This is a genomic window from Blautia parvula (assembly GCF_020215665.1).
Classification (GTDB): Bacteria; Bacillota; Clostridia; order Lachnospirales; family Lachnospiraceae; genus Blautia; species Blautia celeris.
Map to the genome: position 1 here is coordinate 4642264 of NZ_CP084061.1, position 23214 is coordinate 4665477.

Here is a 23214-nt window from a genome sequence, read left to right on the forward strand (position 1 = left end):
CTGTAAATACAGGAATCACTGTACGGCTTGCATAATACATAATAAGGAGGAAAAAACATTGCCGAACTGTATGGAGGAAATTGCAGAAAGTTTGGGAGCATGTCTCCCAATCAGGATTCCAGCCACAGAAGTATGCCCGGATATGGAGGGTATGTCAAGGAGATGCGCGGAGCTGGTAAAAGAGTGCCTGGAGGAAAAGAAGGATGCACTGCTGTGCTTTCCTGCCGGCAGCACTGTGGTAAGGACCTGTGAGATACTGCGGGAGATGAAAGAAAAGGGTGAAATTGATTTTTCACAGGCCGAATTTGTTGCGTTGGATGAATGGCTGGATCTGGAGGATGAAAGGGAAAACTGTACAAATTTCCTGAAGAAGCATCTGTACGGCCCGCTGGGGATTCAGCCTGAGAAAATGCATTTGTTTGATATCCACGCAGCGAATTTTAAGGAGGAATGCAGCCGGATTGACCAGATCATATTCAGCCATGGCGGAATCGACCTTATGCTGCTGGGACTGGGCATGAACGGCCATCTGGGATTAAATGAGCCGGGAGGCAGTTTTGAGGATTATGCAAAAGTGGTAGAGCTTTCAGAGACAACCATGAATGTAGGGCAGAAATACTTTTCTTCCCCAATGAAGCTGACCAGAGGAATCACCCTTGGTGTACACCACATGTTTGAGGCAAAGAAAGTGATCCTTCAGGTCTCCGGAAAAGCGAAACAGGATATTGTGAAAAAAATGTATAATACACAGCCCACGGAGGAGCTGCCGGGGACTGTCATGAAACTTCTGCCGGGAGGGCTTGTTGTCCTGGATGAAGACGCCGCGGGAGGAATTGAGGACCTGCTGGCGGAATCAGGTTTTCCTGTACCCGGCAGGTGACACCCCTGTCTGTTTCTTAAAAATCCTGCTGAAATACAGCGGATTGTCATACCCAACCAATGCCCCAATCTCACTGACCGTATAATCTGTGGTCTCCAGAAGTTCCCTGGCTCTGCGGATGCGGACGGAGGTGAGATACTGCAGGGGCGGCACGTTGGTGTACTGTTTAAAACTTCTGATAAACCAGCAGGTGCTCATATGCTGCTGTCTGGCATAGTCTTCAATTTTTATATCCCGGTAATAATTTTCATTAAAATAGTGGATGGCCTTTTCCATCTCCTTCTGAATCCTGTGCCGCTCCCCGGGGCCTTCGATCCGGTGGCGGCGTACCAGGAGCAGAAGCTGTTCCAAAAGGAGGGGGAGCAGATCCTCATAGGCCGGACGGAACACCTGAAGTTCCCGTATCATCTGGAAAAACAGGTCCCTGTATTCGGAAAAAACACCGGCATACAGAATTTGATTTTGTGCAAATCCGGCGGCATCCAGTAAGGCTTCTGCCCGGTACCCTGTAAAGTGTACCCAGAAGGCCTCCGGTTTATCTTTTCCATAGTAGACATACTCCTGTCGGACGAAGGGGCGCAGAAGGACCATGTTTCCCTCGCCCACTTCAATCTTTTCCTGGCCGAAAGTGAACCAGGCCCGCCCGGAGGCAATGTAGATAAGCTGGTAATCAGCCCGCCCTTTGGGCCTGAGCGTTGACATGGAAGGACGGGAGATGACCCTGTATATCCCGCTGCTGTTTATGCGCAGGGGGATCTGTGGGTTTTCCAGATCCGTTTCCGCATGGTTTAAATATCCGGTATTCACGTACATAGGCAGATGCTCCTTTGTTCCTTAAACTGCTTTTATTGATTGTATCATTTTGTGCATGTTTTGTCTAATACAGGATATGGATTTTGCTGTGACGTATTTTATAATAGGCAGTATGAGGTGACTTTTTGGCAGGCCTGCGCATTTCCTGCGCGGGCGCGGAACAGTTACAGTAAAAAATATATTTTCAGGAGGGCTATGACCAATGATTGTACCCAGATATTATGAGAACCTTCACATGCTGCACGAGAACACCATGCCGAACAGGGCTTACTATATCCCTGCAGGCACACAGAGAGACGATCTGTGTGAGAACAGAGAGAATTCCGACAGATTCCAGCTGTTAAACGGCAGCTGGAAATTCAAATATTTTGACAGCATCTATGACTTGAAAGAGGAATTTTTCAGAGAGGGATACCAGACGGGAAGCTTTGATGAGATTCCTGTGCCGGGATGCTGGCAGAATTTCGGATATGACAGACACCAGTATACCAACACACGTTATCCGTTCCCCATGGACCCGCCGTATGTGCCTCAGGAAAATCCCTGCGGAGCCTATGTGCATACATTCACCTATGCAGAGGATGAAAATGCGCCCAAAGCTTACCTGAATTTTGAAGGCGTGGATTCCTGCTTTTATGTATGGATAAACGGCAGTTATGTGGGATACAGCCAGGTGTCACACTCCACAAGTGAATTTGACGTGAGCAGCTTTTTAAGAGAGGGTGAGAATACCCTGGCCGTTCTGGTTCTGAAATGGTGCGACGGCAGTTATCTGGAGGACCAGGATAAATTCCGCATGAGTGGTATTTTCAGGGATGTATATCTGCTGAAACGTCCCGCACAGGGAATCTTTGATTATTTCCTCACAACAGACATTGCGCCGGATGGAAAGAGTGCGTCAGTCGATGTGGCAGTGACTTATTTTAACGAGGCAGTTCCTGTAAAAATCTCTGTTTACAATGCAGAGGGCAGTCTGGAAGCAGAGAGCAGCCGGGTATCAGAGGACGGCAGGATCCGCATGACCCTGGAAAATCCGGTTCTCTGGAACGCGGAGGAGCCGTATCTGTACAAAGTAGTGCTGGAAGCTGCCGGAGAGGTTATCACAGACCGTATGGGTATCCGTGAAATCTGTACCAGAGACGGAGTGGTTTACATAAATGGAGTAAAGGTGAAATTCCATGGCACCAACCGCCACGACAGCGATCCTGTTACAGGGTTTGCCATCAGCCTGGAACAGATGAAAAAAGACCTGCAGTTAATGAAAGAGCACAACATCAACTGCATCCGTACCAGCCACTATCCAAATGCGCCGCAGTTCTATCAGCTCTGTGACGAATACGGATTCTTTGTTATTGACGAGGCGGACAATGAGAGCCACGGAACCGCTGATATCTATATGGAAGATGATTCCTGGGAGGAGAGGGCTTCCAGATGGAATCAGGCCATTGCGGATAACCCTGCATTTACGGAGGCGACTGTGGACAGGACACAGCGCTGTGTGCACAGAGATAAGAACCGTCCGTGTGTAGTGATCTGGTCCATGGGAAATGAATGTGCATACGGCTGTACTTTTGAGGCGGCACTGGCCTGGACAAAGGAATTTGACCATACCAGACTGACCCACTTTGAGAGTGCCCGCTACACATCCAAGGATAAAAAATACGATTATTCCAATATAGATCTTCACAGCCGTATGTATCCGGCTATTGAGGAGATCCACGACTATTTTGCAAAAAACCCGGATAAACCTTTCGTTATGTGCGAATACTGCCATGCAATGGGCAACGGCCCCGGAGATTTTGAGGATTATTTCCAGGTCTTCCAGCAGTACGACGGCGCCTGCGGCGGTTTTGTATGGGAGTGGTGTGATCATGCCATTTACATGGGCAAGACCATTGAAGGAAAGAAAAAATACGCGTACGGCGGCGACCACATGGAGTACCCGCAGGACGGCAACTTCTGTATGGATGGTCTGGTATATCCTGACCGCACACCGCATACAGGCCTGCGCGAATTCAAAAATGTACACCGTCCGGCCAGAGTAGTTTTTTTTGACCAGGAGAAGAAAGAGGCAGTTCTGCATAATTATATGGATTATGTAAACTTAAAGGACTACCTCTATATAACTTATACGGTAAACTGTGACGGAAGCATGATCGGGGAAGGATGCATCTGCCCGGATGACATGCCTGACATCAGCGCTCATGAAGAGGGTGTGATTGCCCTGGATTATGAGGTTCCGGAAGCAGGTAAATGTTACCTGAAGCTGGAATATCATCTGAAGAATGCCACAAGATTTCTGCCGAAAGGCTTTAAACTGGGCTTTGATGAGATTCAGCTCCAGACAAAGGATATGAGAAACCAGAAGGCAGTGAAGATTCTGGAAGTGACAGAGGAATCCGGAGAGGCGGGCAAAGAGGCAGGGCAGCCGCCTGTATTCAGCGTAGCCCAGGATGACAGGAATCTGTTCGTAAGCACAGACAAATTCTCCTATACTTATGACAAGCTGACTGGTCTCTTCTCTGAACTTAGTTATGTAAACTGCAAGGTTCTGGAGCGCCCGATGGAATACAACATCTGGAGAGCACCCACAGACAATGACAGAAATATTAAGAACATCTGGAGAAATGCGAAGTACGACAAGATCGTGACAAGGGCTTACCGCACGGATTATACGGTTCTGGAAGAGGAAGTACAGATCCACACAGTTCTTTCCGTATCAGCAGTTATCATCCAGAGAATCCTGGATATTGATGCCACATGGACGATCCGTGCCAACGGAAGGATTGACGTGAAGCTGGATGTGAAGAAAGACCCGGAATTCCCGGAACTTCCGAGATTCGGCCTGCGCCTGTTCCTGCCCCGCGATATGGCGGACATCACATACTATGGACTTGGCCCTGTGGAGAGTTATCAGGATAAACGCAGAGCCAGCTATCATGATGAGTTCCATGCCGCCGTAAAAGAGCTGCATGAGGATTATATCCGTCCGCAGGAGAACGGCAGCCACGATGACTGTGATTATGTGAAGGCTGAGGGCAGCAGGATCAGCCTGGCAGCAGTGGGTGCAGATACCTTTGCCTTCAATGCGTCTGTATACACACAGGAGGAGCTGACGGAAAAGGCACATAATTATGAGCTGAAAGCTTCCCCCTACACAGTGTTCTGCCTGGACTACCGCCAGAACGGAATCGGCTCCAACAGCTGCGGACCGAGACTTCTGGAAAAGTACCGTTTTGATGAAAATGAATTTACCTTTGCAATCAGCCTGCTTCCGGTGGTAAAATAAACAGAATAATTGAAAATATAAAATGGGGATGCGGCCGGCTCTCTCTGCGAGACAGCAGACAGGGCGGGCGGCAGCCCCATTTTCGTACGCGGGATTTTCTGATGCGGGCTGTTTGCGCACAGGAAACACAGGACAAAATGTTTATTCATGGAGGAGGATACTATGTGCAGCAGAATTGAAATGGAAGGCCCTGTTTATAATACACGGGATCTGGGAGGATATACAGTAAAGGACGGCAGGACGATCAGACACTACCGCCTGTTAAGAAGCGGTGCCCTTGGAAAATGTACAGAGTCTGATATCAGACAACTGACAGAGGAGTATGGATTGAAAACAGTGGTGGACTTAAGGACAAACGGTGAGAAGACAGAACTGCCGGACCCGGAGATAGAAGGAGTAGAATTTATACATAATCCTCTTTTAAGTGATGCTATGCTGGGAATCACCAGAGAGGGACAGGAGCAGGCGGACAGTCTTTCAGCCATGATTCTGGAACTGCTGAAGGAGGCGGAAAACCATCCAAAGGAAAACATGGAAAAAATTTATCTGGCTCTTGTCTCAGACGATTTTTCCGTCACCGGACTGAAGCATTTCTTTGATATCCTTTTAGCTCAAAAAGAAGGGGCTGTCCTCTGGCACTGCTCTGCGGGAAAGGACCGGGTAGGCACAGCTACAGCCCTTCTGCTGACTGCGCTTGGCGTGGAACGGGAAGTGATCATCCGGGACTATCTTCTGACAAATGGATATCTGGAACCGGAGACAGAAGCCATGGTCGCAAAAGTAGCTGCAAAAGTGCAGAATGAACGCATTCTCAATGGAATCCGCATTCTAAACGGCGCGGAGAGAAGTTATATAGAATCCATGTTCGCGGAGACAGAGAGACAGTGCGGAAGTACCGAAGCATATCTGAGGGAGAGACTGGGGTTTACTGACGAGAAAACAGATATGCTGAGGGAGATGTATCTGGAATAGAGGGCAGAAGGCAGATGTGTGGTACCTCTCACGTTTACGCCTGCCGGGAGAGGTATCACGGATACAGAATATTGTATGATTTCAGTTTACGGGGGCAGTCTCATTGGAAAAGGGGTATCTATTCAGCCAGCTAAATTAATAGGTACGGGTATTTGTCCGTTAGAGGTCGATTTGCGATAGGACGAATACCCGCTGTCACCACTCTTATGCATGGCGAGTGCAGTAAATACATAAAGTTAACTGCACAGTTATAAAAATTGAATTATGGATTCAGCAATGATATCAGGTGCTTCCCGGTGAACATAATGACCGCATGTTAAATCAATGAAATGGGCATTATCATTAGCGGAAAAATATTCTCTGTGTATTCTGCCCCATGCAGGTACTGCTTTTAAATTTGCCTTGTCATTAGACAGAAAGCACAGCAGGGGAACCTGAGGGCATTTCCCACTTTCAACTTTACCAGCATTTTCTTTTACATAATCTATTTCATCCATCATATTCTTACTCAGCAATTGTCTGGAAGTAATAACTTCCATTGCCTCCCGTTCCGTTTTATCCAATAGATTATTTTTCACGGCAGGATGGTTTTTAACCATAGCTGCTGCAAGCGGCCTGCGCAGAAGATGTCCAAACCGGGCCAGGAGAGGAAAGTATTTGGGTATCTCCATAATCCGATATACCTGAGGAACAGCCATATCCAGTCCAATGATGGCAGAGACTTCATCCGGATATTTTTGAGCCCAATATATAGCTTCCAGGCCGGAAAGGGAATGGGCTGCCGGAATAAATGGACCGGCTATATCTGCCTGCTTTAAAGCTTCCCTTGTTTCTGCAAGGATGGTGTCAATATCCCGCGGATGACTGGTCTGCCCGCTCCATCCATACCCCGGGCGTTCAACTACCACGATGTGGAACCGGTCCTTCAGCAAATGCCATAACGGTTTAAAATCATATGTAGGACATTCCGTGCCGGAACCGGACAAGAATACAATTGGGTGATGCATTGCCGTGGTTGAAGGGGATATAGAGAAGACGTGCATATATGTATCGTTAACTTTTACCATTTTGCCCGGAGCATTCATATTTTCCTCCTAATTGATTTAACAGTTTTCCCGTATCACTCTGCAGGGACTTCCCACAGCGACACTGTTGTCAGGAATGGATTTTGTCACAACACTTCCCGCGCCGATGACCACATTGCTGCCGATGGTCACACCGGGCAGGATTACGGCGCCGCCGCCGATCCACACATTATCACCGATAATGACAGGTGCGGTCCTGGTCTTGCAGAAAGAGAAACTGCCGTCCTCCTTTAAGGGGCCGAACCGGTCTGCCGCGTTGGTGGGATGAAAGGCTGTGTAAATCTGCACATTTGGGGCAATCAGCGCGTTATCGCCGATCTCAATTCTGTTGTCATCCAGAAAGGTGCAGTTCATATTCACTTCACAGTTATTTCCGAAATAAATATTGTTCCCGTAATCCACATAAAAAGGCGCGGTGATCCACAGATTGTCACCCCGGCTGCCCAGAAGACGGTTTAAGATGCGGTCCTTTTCCTCCAGATTCTCAGACAGAAGTCCATTGTACTCCCGAATTAGATTTTTAGCCAGGTGCCATTGGGCTAAAAGCTCCGGGTCCCCGCAGTCGTACAGCTCTCCGGCCAGCATTTTCTCTCGCTCTGTCATTTCTCATCCTCCATAACCATCCGCCGTGGTATTTCAGCAGGGCGGTGATATTTTCCAAGTTTGTTTAATTATAAGTGTTCCGGAAACTTTATTCAAGAAGAATGCGAAAGTTTCGGTACGCGGCGGCTGACAGGAATATTTTACAAATTTATCATTGACAGTTCAAAAGCAATCGGTTATAGTATCCATTAATAAGAGGGAGTAGCTGGCGCCGTCGGCGTTTGCGATATCGTCAATCTCGATGGGAGAATATCCCGTCCGTATCGTGATGAAACAGCGAGACTTTTATTGCATGCTTGTTGTGCAGTAAAAGCCTCGCTTTTTTGCGTTGCAGGCCATGAAAAACCAATGGTTATGGCAGGGCATACGAGCAAAATGGTATGAAAGAGGTTTTTACAAAGCACACTAGAGATAAGCAGTACGTATCCACACATGGAACCATGGCAGCACGGCATGGGTTCCGCAAAAAACGTTTGGAGGAGAGCGAATGAAAGAATTTTATCAAATGTCGAGGACAGAGGCGCAGAAAACCATCAATGGAAGCACGCAGCCTCTGACAAACGAACAGATTAAGGCCAATCAGGAAAAATACGGCCCCAATGCTCTGTTGGAAGAAAAGAAAAAATCCATCCCGCAGATTTTTCTGGAGCAGTACAAAGATTTTCTTGTGATCATCCTGATCGTGGCAGCCATTGTTTCCGGTGTTCTGGGCGAAATGGAGAGTGCCATTGTCATCCTGGTGGTCATCACCATGAATGCCATTCTCGGAACAGTCCAGACCGTGAAGGCAGAGCAGTCTCTTGACAGCCTCAAAGCCATGTCAGGGCCTGAGGCGAAGGTCCTGAGAAACGGCGATGTGGCGAAGATACCCTCTGACCAGGTGACTGTGGGCGACATTGTCATGCTGGAAGCGGGCGACTATGTCCCGGCTGACGGACGGATCCTTGAAAATGCCAGCCTTAAGGTAGATGAGAGTGCCCTGACAGGTGAGAGCCTGGGCGTGGATAAGACGGAAGACCCCATCGAAGGCGAGGTACCGCTGGGTGACAGAACCAACATGGTATTCTCAGGAAGCTTTGTCTCTTACGGCCGCGGCTCCTTCCTTGTAACCTCCATAGGCATGGAGACAGAAGTGGGAAAGATCGCTAAACTGCTGAAAACCACTTCCGAGAAAAAGACACCGCTGCAGATGAACCTGGACCAGTTCGGCCAGAAGCTGTCCATCATAATTCTGGTTTTCTGCGGTATCCTGTTTGGAGTCAGTGTTTTCAGGGGAGAATCCTGGGGAGAGGCATTCTTGTTTGCCGTAGCGCTGGCTGTTGCGGCCATACCGGAGGCACTCAGCTCCATTGTCACCATTGTGCTTTCCTTCGGAACGCAGAAAATGGCAAAAGAGCATGCCATTATACGTAAACTCCAGGCAGTGGAAGGCCTGGGAAGTGTATCTATTATCTGTTCAGACAAGACAGGTACCCTGACTCAGAACAAGATGACAGTAGAATACTACTATGTAGAAGGCCGTGAGATTCCCGCGGAAAATATTGACCTGGATGATCCGGCACAGAAGCAGCTTCTCCGCCACAGTATTCTCTGCAATGACTCCACCAACAAAAACGGCGAGGAGATCGGAGATCCCACCGAGACAGCCCTTATCAACCAGGGAGATAAGCTGGGACGCCCTGCGGAGGTGGTCCGCGACAAGTATCCCAGATGCAGCGAGGTGCCTTTTGACAGTGACCGTAAGATGATGTCCACCCTTCATAATTTAAGAGAGGGTGCCACCATGATCACAAAAGGCGCGGTGGATGTTCTGTTGAACCGTGTCTGTTCCATACAGAAAGATAGCGGGATAGTCCCCATCACAGAGGAAGACCGCAGAGCCATCGAAGAGCAGAACCAGAAGTTTTCCGGAAACGGACTCCGTGTTCTGGCATTTGCCTATAAACGGATGGAGGCCGGCACACAGCTCTGTGTGAACGATGAAGATGATCTGGTATTTCTGGGACTGATCGCCATGATGGACCCGCCGCGTGAAGAGTCCAAGGCCGCGGTTGAAGAGTGTATCAGTGCAGGCATTAAGCCTATCATGATAACCGGTGACCACAAGGTGACAGCAGCAGCCATTGCAAAACGTATCGGCATTCTGAAGGATGAATCCGAAGCCTGCGAGGGCGCTGTGATTGAAAATATGACGGACGAGGAGCTGCAGAATTTTGTGGAAGGTATATCCGTCTATGCACGTGTTTCACCGGAACATAAGATACGCATTGTCAGGGCATGGCAGGAGAAGGGAAATATTGTCTCCATGACAGGTGACGGCGTCAATGACGCACCCGCTCTGAAGCAGGCCAATATCGGTGTGGCCATGGGCATAACGGGAACCGAGGTGTCCAAGGATGCCGCTTCCATGGTCCTGACGGATGATAACTTTGCAACCATTGTCAAGGCAGTGGAAAACGGAAGGAACGTATACAAGAACATAAAGAGTGCCATCCAGTTCCTGCTCTCAGGCAACTTTGCGGGAATCCTGGCGGTACTGTACGCGTCCCTGGCAAACCTGCCCGTGCCGTTTGCGCCGGTACACCTGCTGTTTATCAACCTGCTGACAGACAGCCTTCCGGCTATTGCGCTGGGGCTGGAGCCTCACACCAAAGATGTCATGAAGGAAAAACCGCGTCCTATGAATGAATCCATACTGACGAAGGATTTTCTCTCCTATATCGGGACAGAAGGTCTTGTTATCGGTATCATGACCATGATAGGTTTTTACATCGGCTATCAGGAGAGCCCGCTCCTGGCCATGACAATGGCATTCGGAACCCTGTGTACCTCCAGGCTGGTGCATGGATTTAACTGTAAATCCGTAAGACCTGTTTTATTTACTAAGAAATTCTTTAATAATATTTACCTCATCGGTGCATTTGTGTTAGGATTAGTATTAATCACCTCTGTGCTGATGATTCCGGGGCTGCACAAAATTTTCAGCGTGCAGACATTGGATATGGCACAGCTTTTCACAGTGTACGGCCTGTCCATTGCAAACCTGCCGGTTATCCAGGCGCTGAAATGGGTACGTGCGAAACTGAAAAAGTAATCAAAGAGGGGAGAAGGAGAGGAGAAGTATGAACCTGAATAAAAAAGATATGAAGAATCTGATGCTTCTGATTCTGTTTGCAGTGGTTGTCTATGTGGGAATACAAAGGGCAGATGTACTGCTGGTCTTTGCACGTTTCATGGTAGGGATAGCCTATCCTTTCCTTCTGGGAGCCGCATTTGCCTTTGTACTGAATGTTCCCATGAGCTTTCTGGAAAAGAGACTTTTCGGAAGTGCCGAGAGTAAAGGAAAGATGAAAAAGCTGGGACGCCCGCTGAGTCTGATCCTCTCCCTCATTCTGGTGGTGGGCGTAGTGCTTGTAGTCATCCTTGTGGTTGTACCGGAAATGGGTCAGACCTTTATGAGTGTGAGTGCCAGCATAGAAGCCGCCATACCGAGGCTTCAGACCTGGGCTGTGGAAACCTTCCACAACAACAAACAGATTGCTGAGTGGATCCAGAACCTGGAATTTGACTGGAATTCCATAATCGGCACAGCAGTTGACTTCCTGAAAAACGGTGCCGGAAATGTGCTCAACTCCACAGTGGCAATGGCACGCACAGTGGTCAATGTACTTATGAATTTTTTCATCGCTCTTGTATTTGCCGTATATATCCTTCTGCAGAAGGAAAAGCTGACGGTGCAGGTTCAGAAAGTTTTCTACGCTTTTCTGTCTGCAAAGATGGTGAAAAAGGTTCTGGAGGTGTGTTCCCTCAGTTACAGGACATTTGCCAGCTTTGTCACCGGTCAGTGTCTGGAGGCAGTGATCCTGGGAACCATGTTTTTCGTATCCATGACCCTGTTTCGTTTCCCGTACGCTATGCTGATCGGTATACTGATTGCATTTACAGCGCTGATTCCCATATTCGGAGCGTTTATCGGCTGTGTTGTGGGTACCTTTCTGATATTGGTGGTGGATCCCATGAAGGGGCTGGCATTTATCGTGCTGTTTCTGGTGCTGCAGCAGATTGAGGGGAATCTGATCTATCCTCACGTAGTCGGGAACTCGGTGGGGCTGCCCTCTATCTGGGTGCTGGTGGCAGTGACTGTGGGCGGCAGTCTGATGGGTGTTGTGGGTATGCTGATCTTCATACCGCTTACATCTGTTGTGTACGCGCTGTTCCGCCAGACCGTTTACAAGAAATTGAAGGAGCGGAATATTCATGATATTTGAGACACATGCACATTACGATGACGAGGCGTTTGACGGGGACAGGGACAGCCTGTTAACCTCCATGGCGCAGCACGGAATCGGAACGATCATCAATGTGGGCGCCAGCCTGCGGGGTGTGGAGGATACGGTCAGGCTGACAGAAAAGTATCCTTTTGTCTACGGAGCAGTGGGCGTTCATCCCGACGAGGTGGGCAGCCTTGATGAGGAGAAAATAAAATGGCTCAGAAGCCTGTGTGATCTGGAGAAGATCGTGGCAGTGGGTGAGATTGGCCTTGACTATTATTGGGATAAGGAACATCATGAGGTCCAGAAAAAATGGTTTGTCCGCCAGATGGATCTGGCAAAAGAGACCGGGCTTCCCATTGTTGTACACAGCCGTGATGCGGCAAAGGACACACTGGATCTTATGAAAGCAGAGAGGGCAGATAACCTGAAGGGCGTGATCCACTGCTATTCCTATTCTGTGGAACAGGCAAAGGAATACATGAACATGGGGTATTATCTGGGCGTAGGCGGAGTCGTCACCTTCAAAAACGGAAAGCGGCTGAAAGATGTGGTGGAATACGCACCGCTGGATTATCTTCTGCTGGAGACAGATGCCCCGTATCTGGCACCTGAACCCTACAGAAGACACAGAAACTGTTCTGTGTATCTGACTTATGTGGCGGAGGAGATTGCCAGGATCAAGGGCGTTTCCTATGAAACTGTGGTGGATGTGACCAGGGAAAACGCCAAAAAGCTGTTTGGTATATGATAGGGAGGAAGCGTCAGCCGTGAAGTCGGGCAGAGCGGCCTTAAACAAGAGGGTATTGTAAAAACGTATTTTACAACACCCTCTTGATTTTTTGTATACCGATTGGTATAATAATAGGCAGAACAAAGGATGAAAATAAAAAACAAAAGATAGATACAATGCAGAACAGCCGGGAGGCAGTTATGGATAATAAAGAATTGATATTAAAGTCGGCGCTTGATCTGTTTTATGCCAAGGGGTATGATGCGGTGGGCGTCCAGGAGATCGTGGATAAGGCCGGAATCTCCAAGCCAACTTTATATTACTATTTTGGAAGCAAGCTGGGACTTTTGCAGAATCTGCTGGAGACAGGATATCAGGAGTTTGAAAGCAGGCTGATCGATATAGCCAGGCCGGGGGAAAGCCTTCCGGGTGTGCTTTATCAGGCAGCGCGGACATTTTTTGACTATGCTGCGTCCAATCAGAAATTCTATTTATTCATGCTGTCTCTGTTTTATTCCGGAAGAGAGAACGAGGCCTATAAGACGGTTTCGCCCCTTATAGAGCGGTATTATAAGATCATTGTGAAGATATTTGAGGATGCATCCCCCCAATTGGGGAACATGCGGGGGCGGCAGGAATTATTTGCCGTGGGGTTTACAGGTGTGCTCAACCATCATATTATGACAGTGAGCTACGGGCTATCCGAAGAGGAAAGATTTGAAATTTCTGATGAGACCACATATGAGATTGTGCATCAGTTTATGTATGGGATATATTCGTAGTCAAGGAATGGCGTTCCTGCATGGTTTGTCTGGGCCTGCCGCATCGGGCAGAGCCGGAAAAGGAGGAAACGAAACATGGCAAAATGGTATGAAGAGGCAGTATTTTACCATATGTACCCTATCGGGATGACGGGCGCCCCCAGGGTGAATAGAGAAGAAGGTGTTGTACACCGCTTCGCGGAACTGGAGAAATGGCTGCCGCACCTTGCGGACATTAAGGCAACAGCAATCTATATCGGACCTCTGTTTGAGTCCACCACCCATGGGTATGACACCAAGGATTATAAGACTGTGGACCAGCGGCTTGGTGACAATAAAGACTTTACCAGATTTGTGAAAAAGGCGCACGAGCTGGGAATCAGGGTCGTGGTGGACGGTGTGTTCAACCACACGGGAAGAGAATTCTTTGCCTTCAGGGACATCCAGCAGAACCGGGAGGGTTCCAGGTACTGCGGATGGTATAAGGGCATCAATTTCGGATGGAACAATCCCTACAATGACGGATTTTCCTATGAAGCCTGGAGAAACTGCTTTGAGCTTGTGAACTTAAACCTGCAGAACCCGGAAGTAAAAGGTTATCTTCTGGATGTGATAGATGAGTGGATCGATACCTTTGATATTGACGGCATCCGCCTGGACTGCGCGGATTGTCTTGACTTTGGCTTCATGGAGGAAATGCGCAGGCGCACAGGTGAGAAGAAAGAGGACTTCTGGCTTATGGGGGAGGTCATCCACGGAGACTACAGCCGATACATCCAGGACGGACAGAAAATGCTGCACAGTGTTACGAATTATGAACTTCACAAGGGCATATATTCCGGACACAATGACCACAATTACTTTGAAATCGCCCATACCATAAGACGGGAATTTGAGGAGAACGGCGGTATCTACAGGGGGATGAAGCTGTATTCCTTTGTTGACAATCACGATGTGGACCGCATTTACAGTAAGATCAATGTGAAGGAGCATATTTACCCCATCTATACACTGCTGTATACGCTTCCGGGGATACCATCCATCTATTACGGATCGGAATGGGGAATTGAGGGAAGCAAGAACAACGGCGGTGATGACGCTCTAAGGCCGGCCGTGGATATCAGGGAAGCCCTGGAAGAGCATAAGGATTCCGGGATCATGCTCTGGGTCAAGACACTGGGAGAAATGCACGAGAAGTATAAGACCTGCCTTGCAGAGGGAAGATACAGGGAATTGATGCTCACCAACAGACAGTTTGCGTTTGTCAGATTTACGGAGGAGGAAGGTCTTGTCACGGCTGTGAACAATGACGAGAATCCGGCACAGATGAGTATTCCGGTGCCGGTGGAGAATAAACGTTATGTAAACCTTTTGACACAAGAGGAAGTGGAGCCGGAGAACGGCAGGCTGAATTTTACCATAGAAGCAGCGGGAAGTGTTCTGCTGGAAATCCTGCAGCAGGGTTAAAGTGCTGTAAAATCAGAGGAAAACAAAGGGGAAGGACTTATGGCTAAAGGAAAAACAATGAGATTCTCGGAGATGGACCGCTATTTATTCGGGGAAGGAACACATTATGAAATCTATAAGCTGATGGGTGCACATCCCACAACACAGCGGGGCAAAGACGGCGTCTATTTCGCCGTCTGGGCACCTCATGCGGAATCCGTGTCCGTTGTGGGGGATTTCAACAAATGGGACCCCGATAAAAATGTGATGAAGTGTGACAATGACATGGGCATTTACCAGCTCTTTGTGCCCAAGGTGCGGGAAGGTGATCTGTACAAATTCTGCATCACCACATACAAGGGCAAGCTGCTCTTCAAGGCAGACCCCTATGCAAACTACGCGGAGCACCGCCCGGGTACAGCTTCCTGTGTATATGACATCACCAAATTCAAATGGGGAGATTCCGTCTGGATGAAAAAGCGTTTGGAATACAATGCGAAGAAGGATGCCATGTCCATTTATGAACTGCACCCAGGCTCCTGGAAGAAACACCCTTTAAAAGACGGGGATGAGGACGGATTTTACAATTACAGAGAGCTGGCCCATTCACTGGCTGACTATATCAAAGAGATGGGGTATACCCATGTGGAGCTGATGGGTATTGCGGAACATCCCTTTGACGGCTCCTGGGGATACCAGGTCACAGGTTATTATGCCCCTACATCCAGGTACGGTACGCCTGAGGATTTCCAGTATTTCGTAAATTACATGCACAAGAATAAGATCGGTGTCATTTTGGACTGGGTACCGGCCCATTTCCCGAAGGACGCCCACGGACTGGCTGATTTTGACGGAACCCCCACATATGAATATGCGGACCCAAGAAAGGGTGAGCATCCGGACTGGGGGACCAAGGTATTTGATTACGGCAAGAATGAGGTGAAAAATTTCCTCATCGCAAACGCATTGTTCTGGATACAGGAATATCACATTGACGGACTCCGTGTGGATGCTGTTGCCTCCATGCTGTATCTGGACTACGGAAGAGAGGCCGGACAGTGGATACCAAACAAATACGGGGAAAATAAGAACCTGGAGGCGATCGAGTTCTTCAAGCACCTGAACTCCGTAGTTCTGGGCAAGAACAAGGGGGCTGTCATGATCGCGGAGGAATCCACAGCATGGCCCATGGTAACCGGCAAGCCTGAGGAGGGCGGCCTGGGATTCAGCTTAAAATGGAATATGGGATGGATGCACGACTTCCTGGAGTATATGAAGCTTGACCCATATTTCCGTAAATATAATCACCATAAGATGACGTTCTCCATGAGTTACGCCTACAGCGAGAACTACGTCCTTGTATTATCTCATGATGAAGTCGTGCATCTGAAATGCTCCATGATCAACAAAATGCCCGGTCTCGGACAGGATAAATTCGAGAACCTGAAGGCAGGGTACAGCTACATGTTCGGGCATCCCGGCAAGAAGCTGCTGTTCATGGGACAGGAGTTCGGTCAGTTCCAGGAATGGAGCGAGGCCAGGGAGCTTGACTGGTTCCTGCTGGCAGAACCGTGCCATCAGCAGCTTCAGGCTTACGTGAAGGAACTGCTTGCCTTATATAAGAAGTATCCGGCCCTCTACGCAAATGACGACAGCCAGGAAGGGTTTGAGTGGATCAATGCGGATGACGCCGCGAGAAGTATTTTCAGTTTTGTGAGAAAGTCGCCTACCGGAAGGAATAATCTGCTGTTTGTTATCAACTATACACCGGTTGCCAGAGAGGATTACCGGGTCGGGGTACCTAAGAGAAAACAGTATAAGCTGATCCTGAACAGTAAGGACCCTAAATTCGGCGGAGATACGCCGGTGGAGCAGACCGTTTACAAGGCTGTGAAGAAGGAATGTGACGGAAGGGATTACTCCTTTGGTTATCCGCTGCCGGCTTATGGGGTGGCTGTGTTCTTATATTAAAAATGATAATAAGTTAAGGGAAGGTGCGTTTCCGCTCAGTGGGAACGCGCTTTCTTAATATCTCATGGAATAAATCAATATACTGGTAGAAAGAAGCCTTCAATTTAAGAAGGCAGAAACGGAGTTTTATTATGCAGATTATAGATATGCACTGCGACACCATCAGCAAAATCCGCCAAATGGAAAAAGAGGGCAGTCCTGCTTCCCTCCGCCATAATTCCTTCAGTGTAGATTTGGAAAAGATGAAAAAGGGCGGCTATGCCCTGCAGACCTTTGCCATCTACGTTAACTGGGAGGAGGAACCGGACGCAGAGGCGGCTGCCGGAGATATCCTGAAAATTTTTCAGAGGGAAATGCAGCGAAATGCTGACCTGATCTCCCAGGTCAGAACCTACAGTGAGCTGGAAGCAAACGAAAAGGCGGGTAAGATGTCAGCCCTTCTCTCCCTGGAGGAGGGCGCCATATTCCAGAACTCTCTGGATTCCCTCAGATGGTTTCACCGACAGGGCGTCAGAATGGCAACCCTTACCTGGAACTATGAGAACGATTTTGGCTTTCCCAACTGTATGGGGGACCCTCTTACGCAGAAGACCTGGAGCTGGGGTGATGACCGGGGACTGAAGAAAAAGGGCCTGGAGTTTCTGGAGGAGCTGGAACACCTGCATATCCTGGTGGATGTATCCCATCTGTCCGACGGCGGCTTTTGGGATGTGGCGGAACATTCCACCCGCCCTTTCCTGGCCAGTCATTCCAATGCAAGAGGCCTGGTAAAAGGTTCCGCCAGAAATCTCACAGACGATATGATACGCACCCTGGCTGACCGGGGCGGTGTGATGGGCCTGAACTACGCAGTCTCCTTCATGCGCCCCAACTGGAAACCCGGAGAAGCCGGCACCACAGTGGAAGAGATCATACAAATGGCGTCCTACATTCTGAACGTCGGCGGAAGTGACTGCCTGGGTCTGGGCAGCGATTACGACGGCATCCTGGAACTCCCCGAGATCTCTGACTGCAGCCAGGTACAGCTTCTGGCAGAGCAAATGGAAAAACACGGCTTTACATACAGCCAGACAGAAAAGATTCTGGGAGGAAATGTGAGAAGGTTCCTGAAAGAAAATTGTAACGATTCAGCCAGCTGAATCGTTACGGTATTCGCCCATTAAAAATCGCTTTGTGATGGGGCCAATACCTGCTCTTATCTATACGTCCCACACCGAATCCCGCATGATTCCTGACATAACACAAAAACCTGCCGCCCCTGCTCCCAGCACGTCATCCACATGATCCGGTGTAATACCGCCAATGGCATACACAGGAATCCCAACCGATTCACAGACGTTTTTCAGAAAAGGCAGCCCTCTGGCGGCAAGTCCCTTTTTGCAGTCCGTCAGGAAAATATGCCCTGCCGTTACATAACCGGCCCCCATCTTCTCAGCAAAAATGGCCTCCTCCACCGAATGAACAGAAACACCGATCAGATCAAAATCCATAAGTAGCCTGCTCCTCTCATCAGAACCTGATAGACGTTCACTTTCGCCGGACTTTACACAGATATTATCCCCGCAAAACCTTGAAAAAGGCAGGTGGATACGAGGACAGCCAAGCTCCCTTGCCGCCTCTGCCCGGGAATGCAGAATACAGTCAACATCATATCGCCTGCATATCTTAAGCACCTTCATAGCCAGTTCTCTATATTCCCCGGCTCCCAAATCTTTTTCTCTCAACACAATTCCTTTTGGCTTTTTAGCAGCCACCGTCTCGATCCGCTCCAGAAAATCCCCATCACAAAGCAGCCGATTGGTAATCACCAGCATCTTATCAAATCTTAACCCATTCCTCATTTTACCCATAATACTACCTCTGCCAATTTGTGTGGAATAAAGCCAGCTCCCATATGGCAGTTTTCCTCCGCTTTTATTTAGTTTCCGTGATGACAGCAAGCATACAAAGGGATATCCACCCTGCCCGCTATACTACACCTCGCTGTTATACGAATACATAATCATTCATGACCACCTGCATTCCCCCGTCTCTGACAGCCCTGCAGACCTCCTCAACACCTCTGTCATCTGAAATCTCAAACTGGTCATCCCCCTTATCCTCCAGCTCCTCCACATGACTGCCGACTCCGGTACTTACCCCTGCAGAAATCTTAGTCGCTGCGATCGTGACCACATGATCCCGGAACTCAGCCCGTTCCCTGGTAGAAATCGTGATTCCGGCAAACGGCATAAAGAGTCTGTAAGCCATGATCACCTGAAGAAGCTGCGGTTCATGCACATCCTTAGGATTGATCTTATCATTATTAATGATCGGCCTGAGACGCGGGCAGGAAAACGCAATCTCAGCCTGCGGATATTTCCGCTGCAGATACCAGGCGTGCATCCCTGTAGCAAATGCATCCTTTCTGAAATCATCCAGCCCCAGAAGCGCCCCAAAAGCAACTCCTCTCATTCCGCCTTTCAATGCCCGCTCCTGCGCGTGAAACCGATAAGGGAAGATTCTTTTATGCCCGGCCAGATGCAGCGTCTCATACTTATGGGAATTATAAGTCTCCTGAAATACCGTCACATAATCAGCTCCGCATTTATGGAGATAGGCATACTCCTCACTGTTCATAGGATAGACTTCCAGTCCCACCATTTTAAAGTATTTTCTGGCGATCCTGCACGCCTCACCCAGATATCTGACATCACTTTTTGCACGGCTCTCGCCGACCAGTATAAGAATTTCTTCCAGTCCTGTTTTGGCGATCGCAGCCATTTCCAACTCGATTTCCTCCGCGGTAAGCCTTGCCCTGCGGATATGGTTATGGCAGTTGAAACCACAGTAAATGCAGTGGTTTTCACAGTAATTGGAGATATAAAGCGGCGTAAAGAGATTTACACAGTTTCCGAAGTGTTTCCTGGTTTCAGCCCGCGCAGCCTGTGCCATCTCTTCCAGGAAAGGTTCCGCGGCGGGAGACAGAAGCGCTGCGAAATCCTCCGGTGTCCGTGTGTCATGGGACAGTGCAGCCAGTACGTGTGCTTCTGTATAACGGTGATAGTCATAGCTGTCCATGGCACTTATCACTTTATCCATAACATCAGAATCCAGAGCTTCCATACCCTCCATATATTCCATATGATTTGTTCTTGATGCAGTCATTTTTTCCACCTCCTTATTGTTCCAGAAATCCAGTGAGCGGAGAGGAGGCGCTGGCTCTTCCGTTTACAACGCGCCCAAGGCCGGACAGGTATGCGGTACGTCCTGCTTCAATGGCTTTTTTAAAGGCTTCCGCCATGGCGGGTATGTCGCCGGAAGTGGCAATGGCTGTATTTGCCATGACTGCGGCAGCGCCCATTTCCATGGCTTCACAAGCCTGGGAAGGGCGGCCGATTCCTGCGTCTACAATAATGGGAAGGTCAATTTCCTCGATAAGGATTTTGATGAACTCCCTTGTGCACAATCCTTTGTTGGTACCAATGGGGGCACCTAGTGGCATGATACAGGCAGCTCCGGCATGTTCCAGGTCTCTGGCGGCGTTTAGATCAGGGTACATGTAAGGCATGACAATAAAGCCCTCTTTTGCCAGCATCTCTGTGGCGCGGATGGTTTCCTGATTGTCCGGCAGCAGGTATTTGGAGTCTCGGATGACCTCAACTTTAACAAAATCCCCGCAGCCCAGTTCCCTGGCCAGGCGGGCGATCCTTACTGCTTCATCCGCAGTTCTGGCCCCGGAGGTGTTGGGAAGGAGTGTTATGCCGTCCGGTATATGTTCCAGTATACTGGCAGTGCCGCTGTTGGCTCTGCGTACAGCCAGAGTAATGATTTCAGCCCCGGCATTTTTAACGGCAGCGTGGATCAGTTCCGGATTGTATTTGCCGGAACCCAGAATAAAACGGGAGTGAAATTCGTGTCCTCCCAATATAAGTTTGTCATCTTTTATCATGTCTTTTTCCTCTTTTCTATACGTCTTTTTCTCCGAGAATGAGCCGCAGTATCATATTGGCCTGATGTGCTGCACAGAGAGTGACTCTGGGAGCTGTCAGGCTTATGCCGGAGGCAATGTCACTGGTGCCGTCCCCGCAGAGATACAGGTTTTTCATCCTCTTTTCTGTATGTATGGAGTTGCTGCTCCCATAGCCGGCCATGCCCGAACCGGATACAATGAAAGTATCCGGACGGTGTTCCAGCAGATAGTTGACCAGCATGGCCTTATTTTCTGCCCGGTCAAATGCTTCACAGATGATCTTGTCATCCCTAAACAGGCGGTCTATATTGTTCTCTGTTACCTTAACTGTGTCGGTGCGGACTGAGATGTAAGGGTTGATCTCTGAGATCTCTTCTTTCAGCGCTTCTGTTTTATACCTGCCTAAATGCTTCATCCTGTAAATCTGCCGGTTCAAATTGCTGGGCTCCACCCGGTCAAAATCGATCAGGTGAAGGCTTCCGATGCCGGTACGCGCCAGCATTACAGCCACATGGGAGCCCAGACCGCCGAGGCCGGCAATGGCGGCACCGGCATTCCGGAGTTTCCGGTGTATGGGGAGGGTATGGCGTTCTATAAGAACTTCCTCGATTTCGTCTTTGGACAGGAGCATATGTCTTTCTTTCAAATCATCCGCCTCCTACAAAGCTGACAATCTCATAGGTATCTCCATCCTGAACGATGATGTCAGCGTAACGGTTTTTGGAAAGAATATCACCGTTTCTCTCCACAGCGATGCGCTGCAGGGAATAACCCCGTTCCACTAGGAGGGTTTCCACTGTACAGGGGGCAGTAAGCTGAATGGCATTTCCGTTGATTGTTATCATTTGATATACCTCTTTATGTATGTGCTGTGTGACTGCTTAACAGGTCTTCGCATTTGCAGTGCTGCTTTTATCATTCGTCATAGATGCTGACGATCTCGCCTTCCAGGATACGGTTCATGTTCCTGACTGCGCAGAAATTACCGCACATGCTGCAGGTGTCCTCCTTTTCAGGCTTTGCCTCTGCCCGGTAGCGCCCGGCTTTTTCCGGGTCCAGACAGAGACGGAACATTTCTTCCCAGTCCAGTTTCTTGCGGGCTGTACTCATTTGATTGTCCCAGTCGGCAGCGCCTTTTACACCTTTAGCAATATCTGCGGCATGTGCTGCGATGCGGGAAGCGATAATGCCTTCCTTTACGTCCTCCAGATTGGGCAGACGCAGGTGTTCCGCCGGGGTCACATAGCACAGGAAGGAAGCGCCGTAGGTGGCTGCAATGGCACCGCCGATGGCAGCGGTAATGTGGTCGTATCCGGGGGCAATGTCTGTCACCAGGGGACCCAGCACATAGAAGGGGGCACCCTGACAGAGTGTCTGCTGAATCTTCATATTGGCCTCAATCTGGTCAAGGGGCATGTGTCCGGGGCCTTCCACCATAACCTGTACATCCTTTTCCCAGGCGCGTTTTGTCAGCTCACCCAGAGTGATCAGCTCCTCGATCTGGGAAATATCAGAGGCATCCTGAATGCATCCGGGGCGGCAGGCGTCTCCAAGGCTCATGGTAATGTCGTATTCCCGGCAGATATCCAGAATCTCATCATAATGTTCGTAGAAGGGGTTTTCCTGGCCTGTCATTTCCATCCAGGCAAAGATGATGGAGCCCCCGCGGGAAACGATATTGGTCAGACGTTTGTTTCGTTTGAATTTTCCGGCAGTCTCTTTGTTGATGCCGCAGTGGATGGTCATGAAGTCCACCCCGTCCTCAGCGTGCATGCGGACAATGTCAAGCCACTGGCGGGAAGTGATCTCTTTCAGGGGTTTGTGATAGTAGACTACAGCGTCATAGATGGGGACGGTTCCGATGATGGCAGGGCATTCTTTTGTCAGGCGTCTGCGGAAGGTGCGGGTATCCCCGTAGGAGCTCAGATCCATAATAGATTCAGCACCCATTTTTACCGCGTTGTTGACTTTTTCAATTTCCATGTCCATGTCTTTGCAGTCCCTGGAAATGCCCAGATTTACATTGATCTTCGTTCTGAGCATGGAACCAATGGCGTTTGGCTCCAGAGAGGTGTGTTTTTTGTTGCAGGGAATGATGACCTGGCCTTTGGCCATAAGAGCCATGAGTTCTCTGACATCCATCTGTTCTTTTTTGGCTGCCGATTCCATCTCTTTTGTGATAATGCCTTTTCTGGCAGCGTCCATCTGTGTTGTGTACTGCATGTAAATCTCCTTTCTGTGTGACACGGAAATGCCCGGAAGGAGATAGAAGAGGTGAAAAAAATGCACCCCTGATGGGGTGCACCAAATATTACATAAACTTCTGGTTCGCTTCCTACGCCGGCATTATCCGTATCAGGTTCTCAGGGTCGAAATCCGTTCGTATTTCCTCTCAGCCGACGCGTCAGCTCCCCTTGCGTATTCAATTGTTTTCAGGT

At 49.1% G+C, this 23214-nt stretch carries 19 protein-coding genes and 1 riboswitch; of the genes, 10 read left to right on the forward strand and 9 right to left on the reverse strand.

Annotation, left to right across the window (positions count from 1 at the left end; genetic code table 11):
* Nucleotides 1-58: 58 nt before the first annotated feature.
* On the forward strand, nucleotides 59-880 hold the full coding sequence (locus LC508_RS21245) for a glucosamine-6-phosphate deaminase (RefSeq protein WP_054350395.1): 822 nt from the start codon (nucleotides 59-61) through the stop codon (nucleotides 878-880).
* Here the strand turns inward: LC508_RS21245 and LC508_RS21250 are convergent.
* The gene (locus LC508_RS21250; protein WP_033142918.1) at nucleotides 854-1693 is read right to left on the reverse strand and encodes an AraC family transcriptional regulator; all 840 of its coding nucleotides are present in this window, start codon (nucleotides 1691-1693) and stop codon (nucleotides 854-856) included. The genes LC508_RS21245 and LC508_RS21250 overlap by 27 nt on opposite strands.
* 202 nt (nucleotides 1694-1895) lie before the next feature.
* On the opposite strand from LC508_RS21250, the gene LC508_RS21255 reads away from it, so the two are divergent.
* A complete protein-coding gene (locus LC508_RS21255; protein ID WP_103731089.1) occupies nucleotides 1896-4982 on the forward strand; it encodes a glycoside hydrolase family 2 TIM barrel-domain containing protein in 3087 nt (1028 codons plus the stop codon).
* Between the two features lie 162 nt (nucleotides 4983-5144).
* Nucleotides 5145-5954 carry a tyrosine-protein phosphatase gene (locus LC508_RS21260; protein ID WP_158587246.1) on the forward strand — a complete coding sequence of 270 codons (810 nt, stop codon included), beginning with the start codon at nucleotides 5145-5147 and terminating at the stop codon, nucleotides 5952-5954.
* Between the two features lie 248 nt (nucleotides 5955-6202).
* Here the strand turns inward: LC508_RS21260 and LC508_RS21265 are convergent, their stop codons facing one another.
* Nucleotides 6203-7039 (reverse strand): alpha/beta fold hydrolase, encoded by an 837-nt coding sequence (locus tag LC508_RS21265; protein ID WP_103731087.1) that lies wholly within the window; start codon nucleotides 7037-7039, stop codon nucleotides 6203-6205.
* Between the two features lie 18 nt (nucleotides 7040-7057).
* Nucleotides 7058-7642 (reverse strand): sugar O-acetyltransferase, encoded by a 585-nt coding sequence (locus LC508_RS21270; protein ID WP_054350398.1) that lies wholly within the window; start codon nucleotides 7640-7642, stop codon nucleotides 7058-7060.
* Between the two features lie 487 nt (nucleotides 7643-8129).
* Between LC508_RS21270 and LC508_RS21275 the strand changes: the two genes are divergently transcribed.
* From LC508_RS21275 to LC508_RS21305, 7 genes are all read left to right on the forward strand, one after another.
* A complete protein-coding gene (locus LC508_RS21275; RefSeq protein ID WP_103731086.1) occupies nucleotides 8130-10736 on the forward strand; it encodes a cation-translocating P-type ATPase in 2607 nt (868 codons plus the stop codon).
* 28 nt (nucleotides 10737-10764) lie between these two features.
* Nucleotides 10765-11910 carry an AI-2E family transporter gene (locus LC508_RS21280; RefSeq protein WP_033142913.1) on the forward strand — a complete coding sequence of 382 codons (1146 nt, stop codon included), beginning with the start codon at nucleotides 10765-10767 and terminating at the stop codon, nucleotides 11908-11910.
* A complete protein-coding gene (locus LC508_RS21285; RefSeq protein ID WP_054350399.1) occupies nucleotides 11900-12664 on the forward strand; it encodes a TatD family hydrolase in 765 nt (254 codons plus the stop codon). Before LC508_RS21280 ends, LC508_RS21285 begins: the two co-directional genes overlap by 11 nt.
* Before the next feature lie 182 nt (nucleotides 12665-12846).
* Nucleotides 12847-13428: a TetR/AcrR family transcriptional regulator gene (locus LC508_RS21290; RefSeq protein WP_033142938.1), complete on the forward strand. Its 582-nt coding sequence runs from the start codon at nucleotides 12847-12849 to the stop codon at nucleotides 13426-13428.
* Between the two features lie 75 nt (nucleotides 13429-13503).
* Nucleotides 13504-14874, forward strand: coding sequence for an alpha-amylase family glycosyl hydrolase (locus LC508_RS21295; RefSeq protein WP_103731085.1), 1371 nt, complete (start codon nucleotides 13504-13506; stop codon nucleotides 14872-14874).
* Between the two features lie 39 nt (nucleotides 14875-14913).
* Nucleotides 14914-16824, forward strand: coding sequence for a 1,4-alpha-glucan branching protein GlgB (glgB, locus tag LC508_RS21300; RefSeq protein WP_033142910.1), 1911 nt, complete (start codon nucleotides 14914-14916; stop codon nucleotides 16822-16824).
* A gap of 131 nt (nucleotides 16825-16955) precedes the next feature.
* Complete coding sequence (locus LC508_RS21305; RefSeq protein ID WP_103731084.1) at nucleotides 16956-17963, forward strand: dipeptidase; 1008 nt, start codon at nucleotides 16956-16958, stop codon at nucleotides 17961-17963.
* Nucleotides 17964-18023: 60 nt separating this feature from the next.
* On the opposite strand, the gene LC508_RS21310 is transcribed toward LC508_RS21305, so the two are convergent.
* The 6 genes from LC508_RS21310 to thiC form a co-directional block, all read right to left on the reverse strand.
* Nucleotides 18024-18674, reverse strand: coding sequence for a thiamine phosphate synthase (locus LC508_RS21310; RefSeq protein ID WP_225305242.1), 651 nt, complete (start codon nucleotides 18672-18674; stop codon nucleotides 18024-18026).
* Between the two features lie 136 nt (nucleotides 18675-18810).
* Entirely contained in the window at nucleotides 18811-19971 is a 1161-nt protein-coding gene (gene thiH, locus LC508_RS21315) for a 2-iminoacetate synthase ThiH (RefSeq protein ID WP_033142907.1), read from the reverse strand.
* A gap of 13 nt (nucleotides 19972-19984) precedes the next feature.
* Nucleotides 19985-20755, reverse strand: a complete 771-nt coding sequence (locus LC508_RS21320) for a thiazole synthase (RefSeq protein ID WP_103731083.1) — start codon at nucleotides 20753-20755, stop codon at nucleotides 19985-19987.
* A gap of 16 nt (nucleotides 20756-20771) precedes the next feature.
* On the reverse strand, nucleotides 20772-21422 hold the full coding sequence (gene thiF / locus LC508_RS21325; protein ID WP_103731082.1) for a sulfur carrier protein ThiS adenylyltransferase ThiF: 651 nt from the start codon (nucleotides 21420-21422) through the stop codon (nucleotides 20772-20774).
* 1 nt (nucleotide 21423) lies between these two features.
* Nucleotides 21424-21621 (reverse strand): sulfur carrier protein ThiS, encoded by a 198-nt coding sequence (gene thiS, locus LC508_RS21330; RefSeq protein WP_103731081.1) that lies wholly within the window; start codon nucleotides 21619-21621, stop codon nucleotides 21424-21426.
* Between the two features lie 70 nt (nucleotides 21622-21691).
* Nucleotides 21692-22999 (reverse strand): phosphomethylpyrimidine synthase ThiC, encoded by a 1308-nt coding sequence (thiC, locus tag LC508_RS21335; RefSeq protein ID WP_103731080.1) that lies wholly within the window; start codon nucleotides 22997-22999, stop codon nucleotides 21692-21694.
* A gap of 93 nt (nucleotides 23000-23092) precedes the next feature.
* Nucleotides 23093-23201, reverse strand: a riboswitch (TPP riboswitch).
* Nucleotides 23202-23214 lie beyond the last annotated feature (13 nt).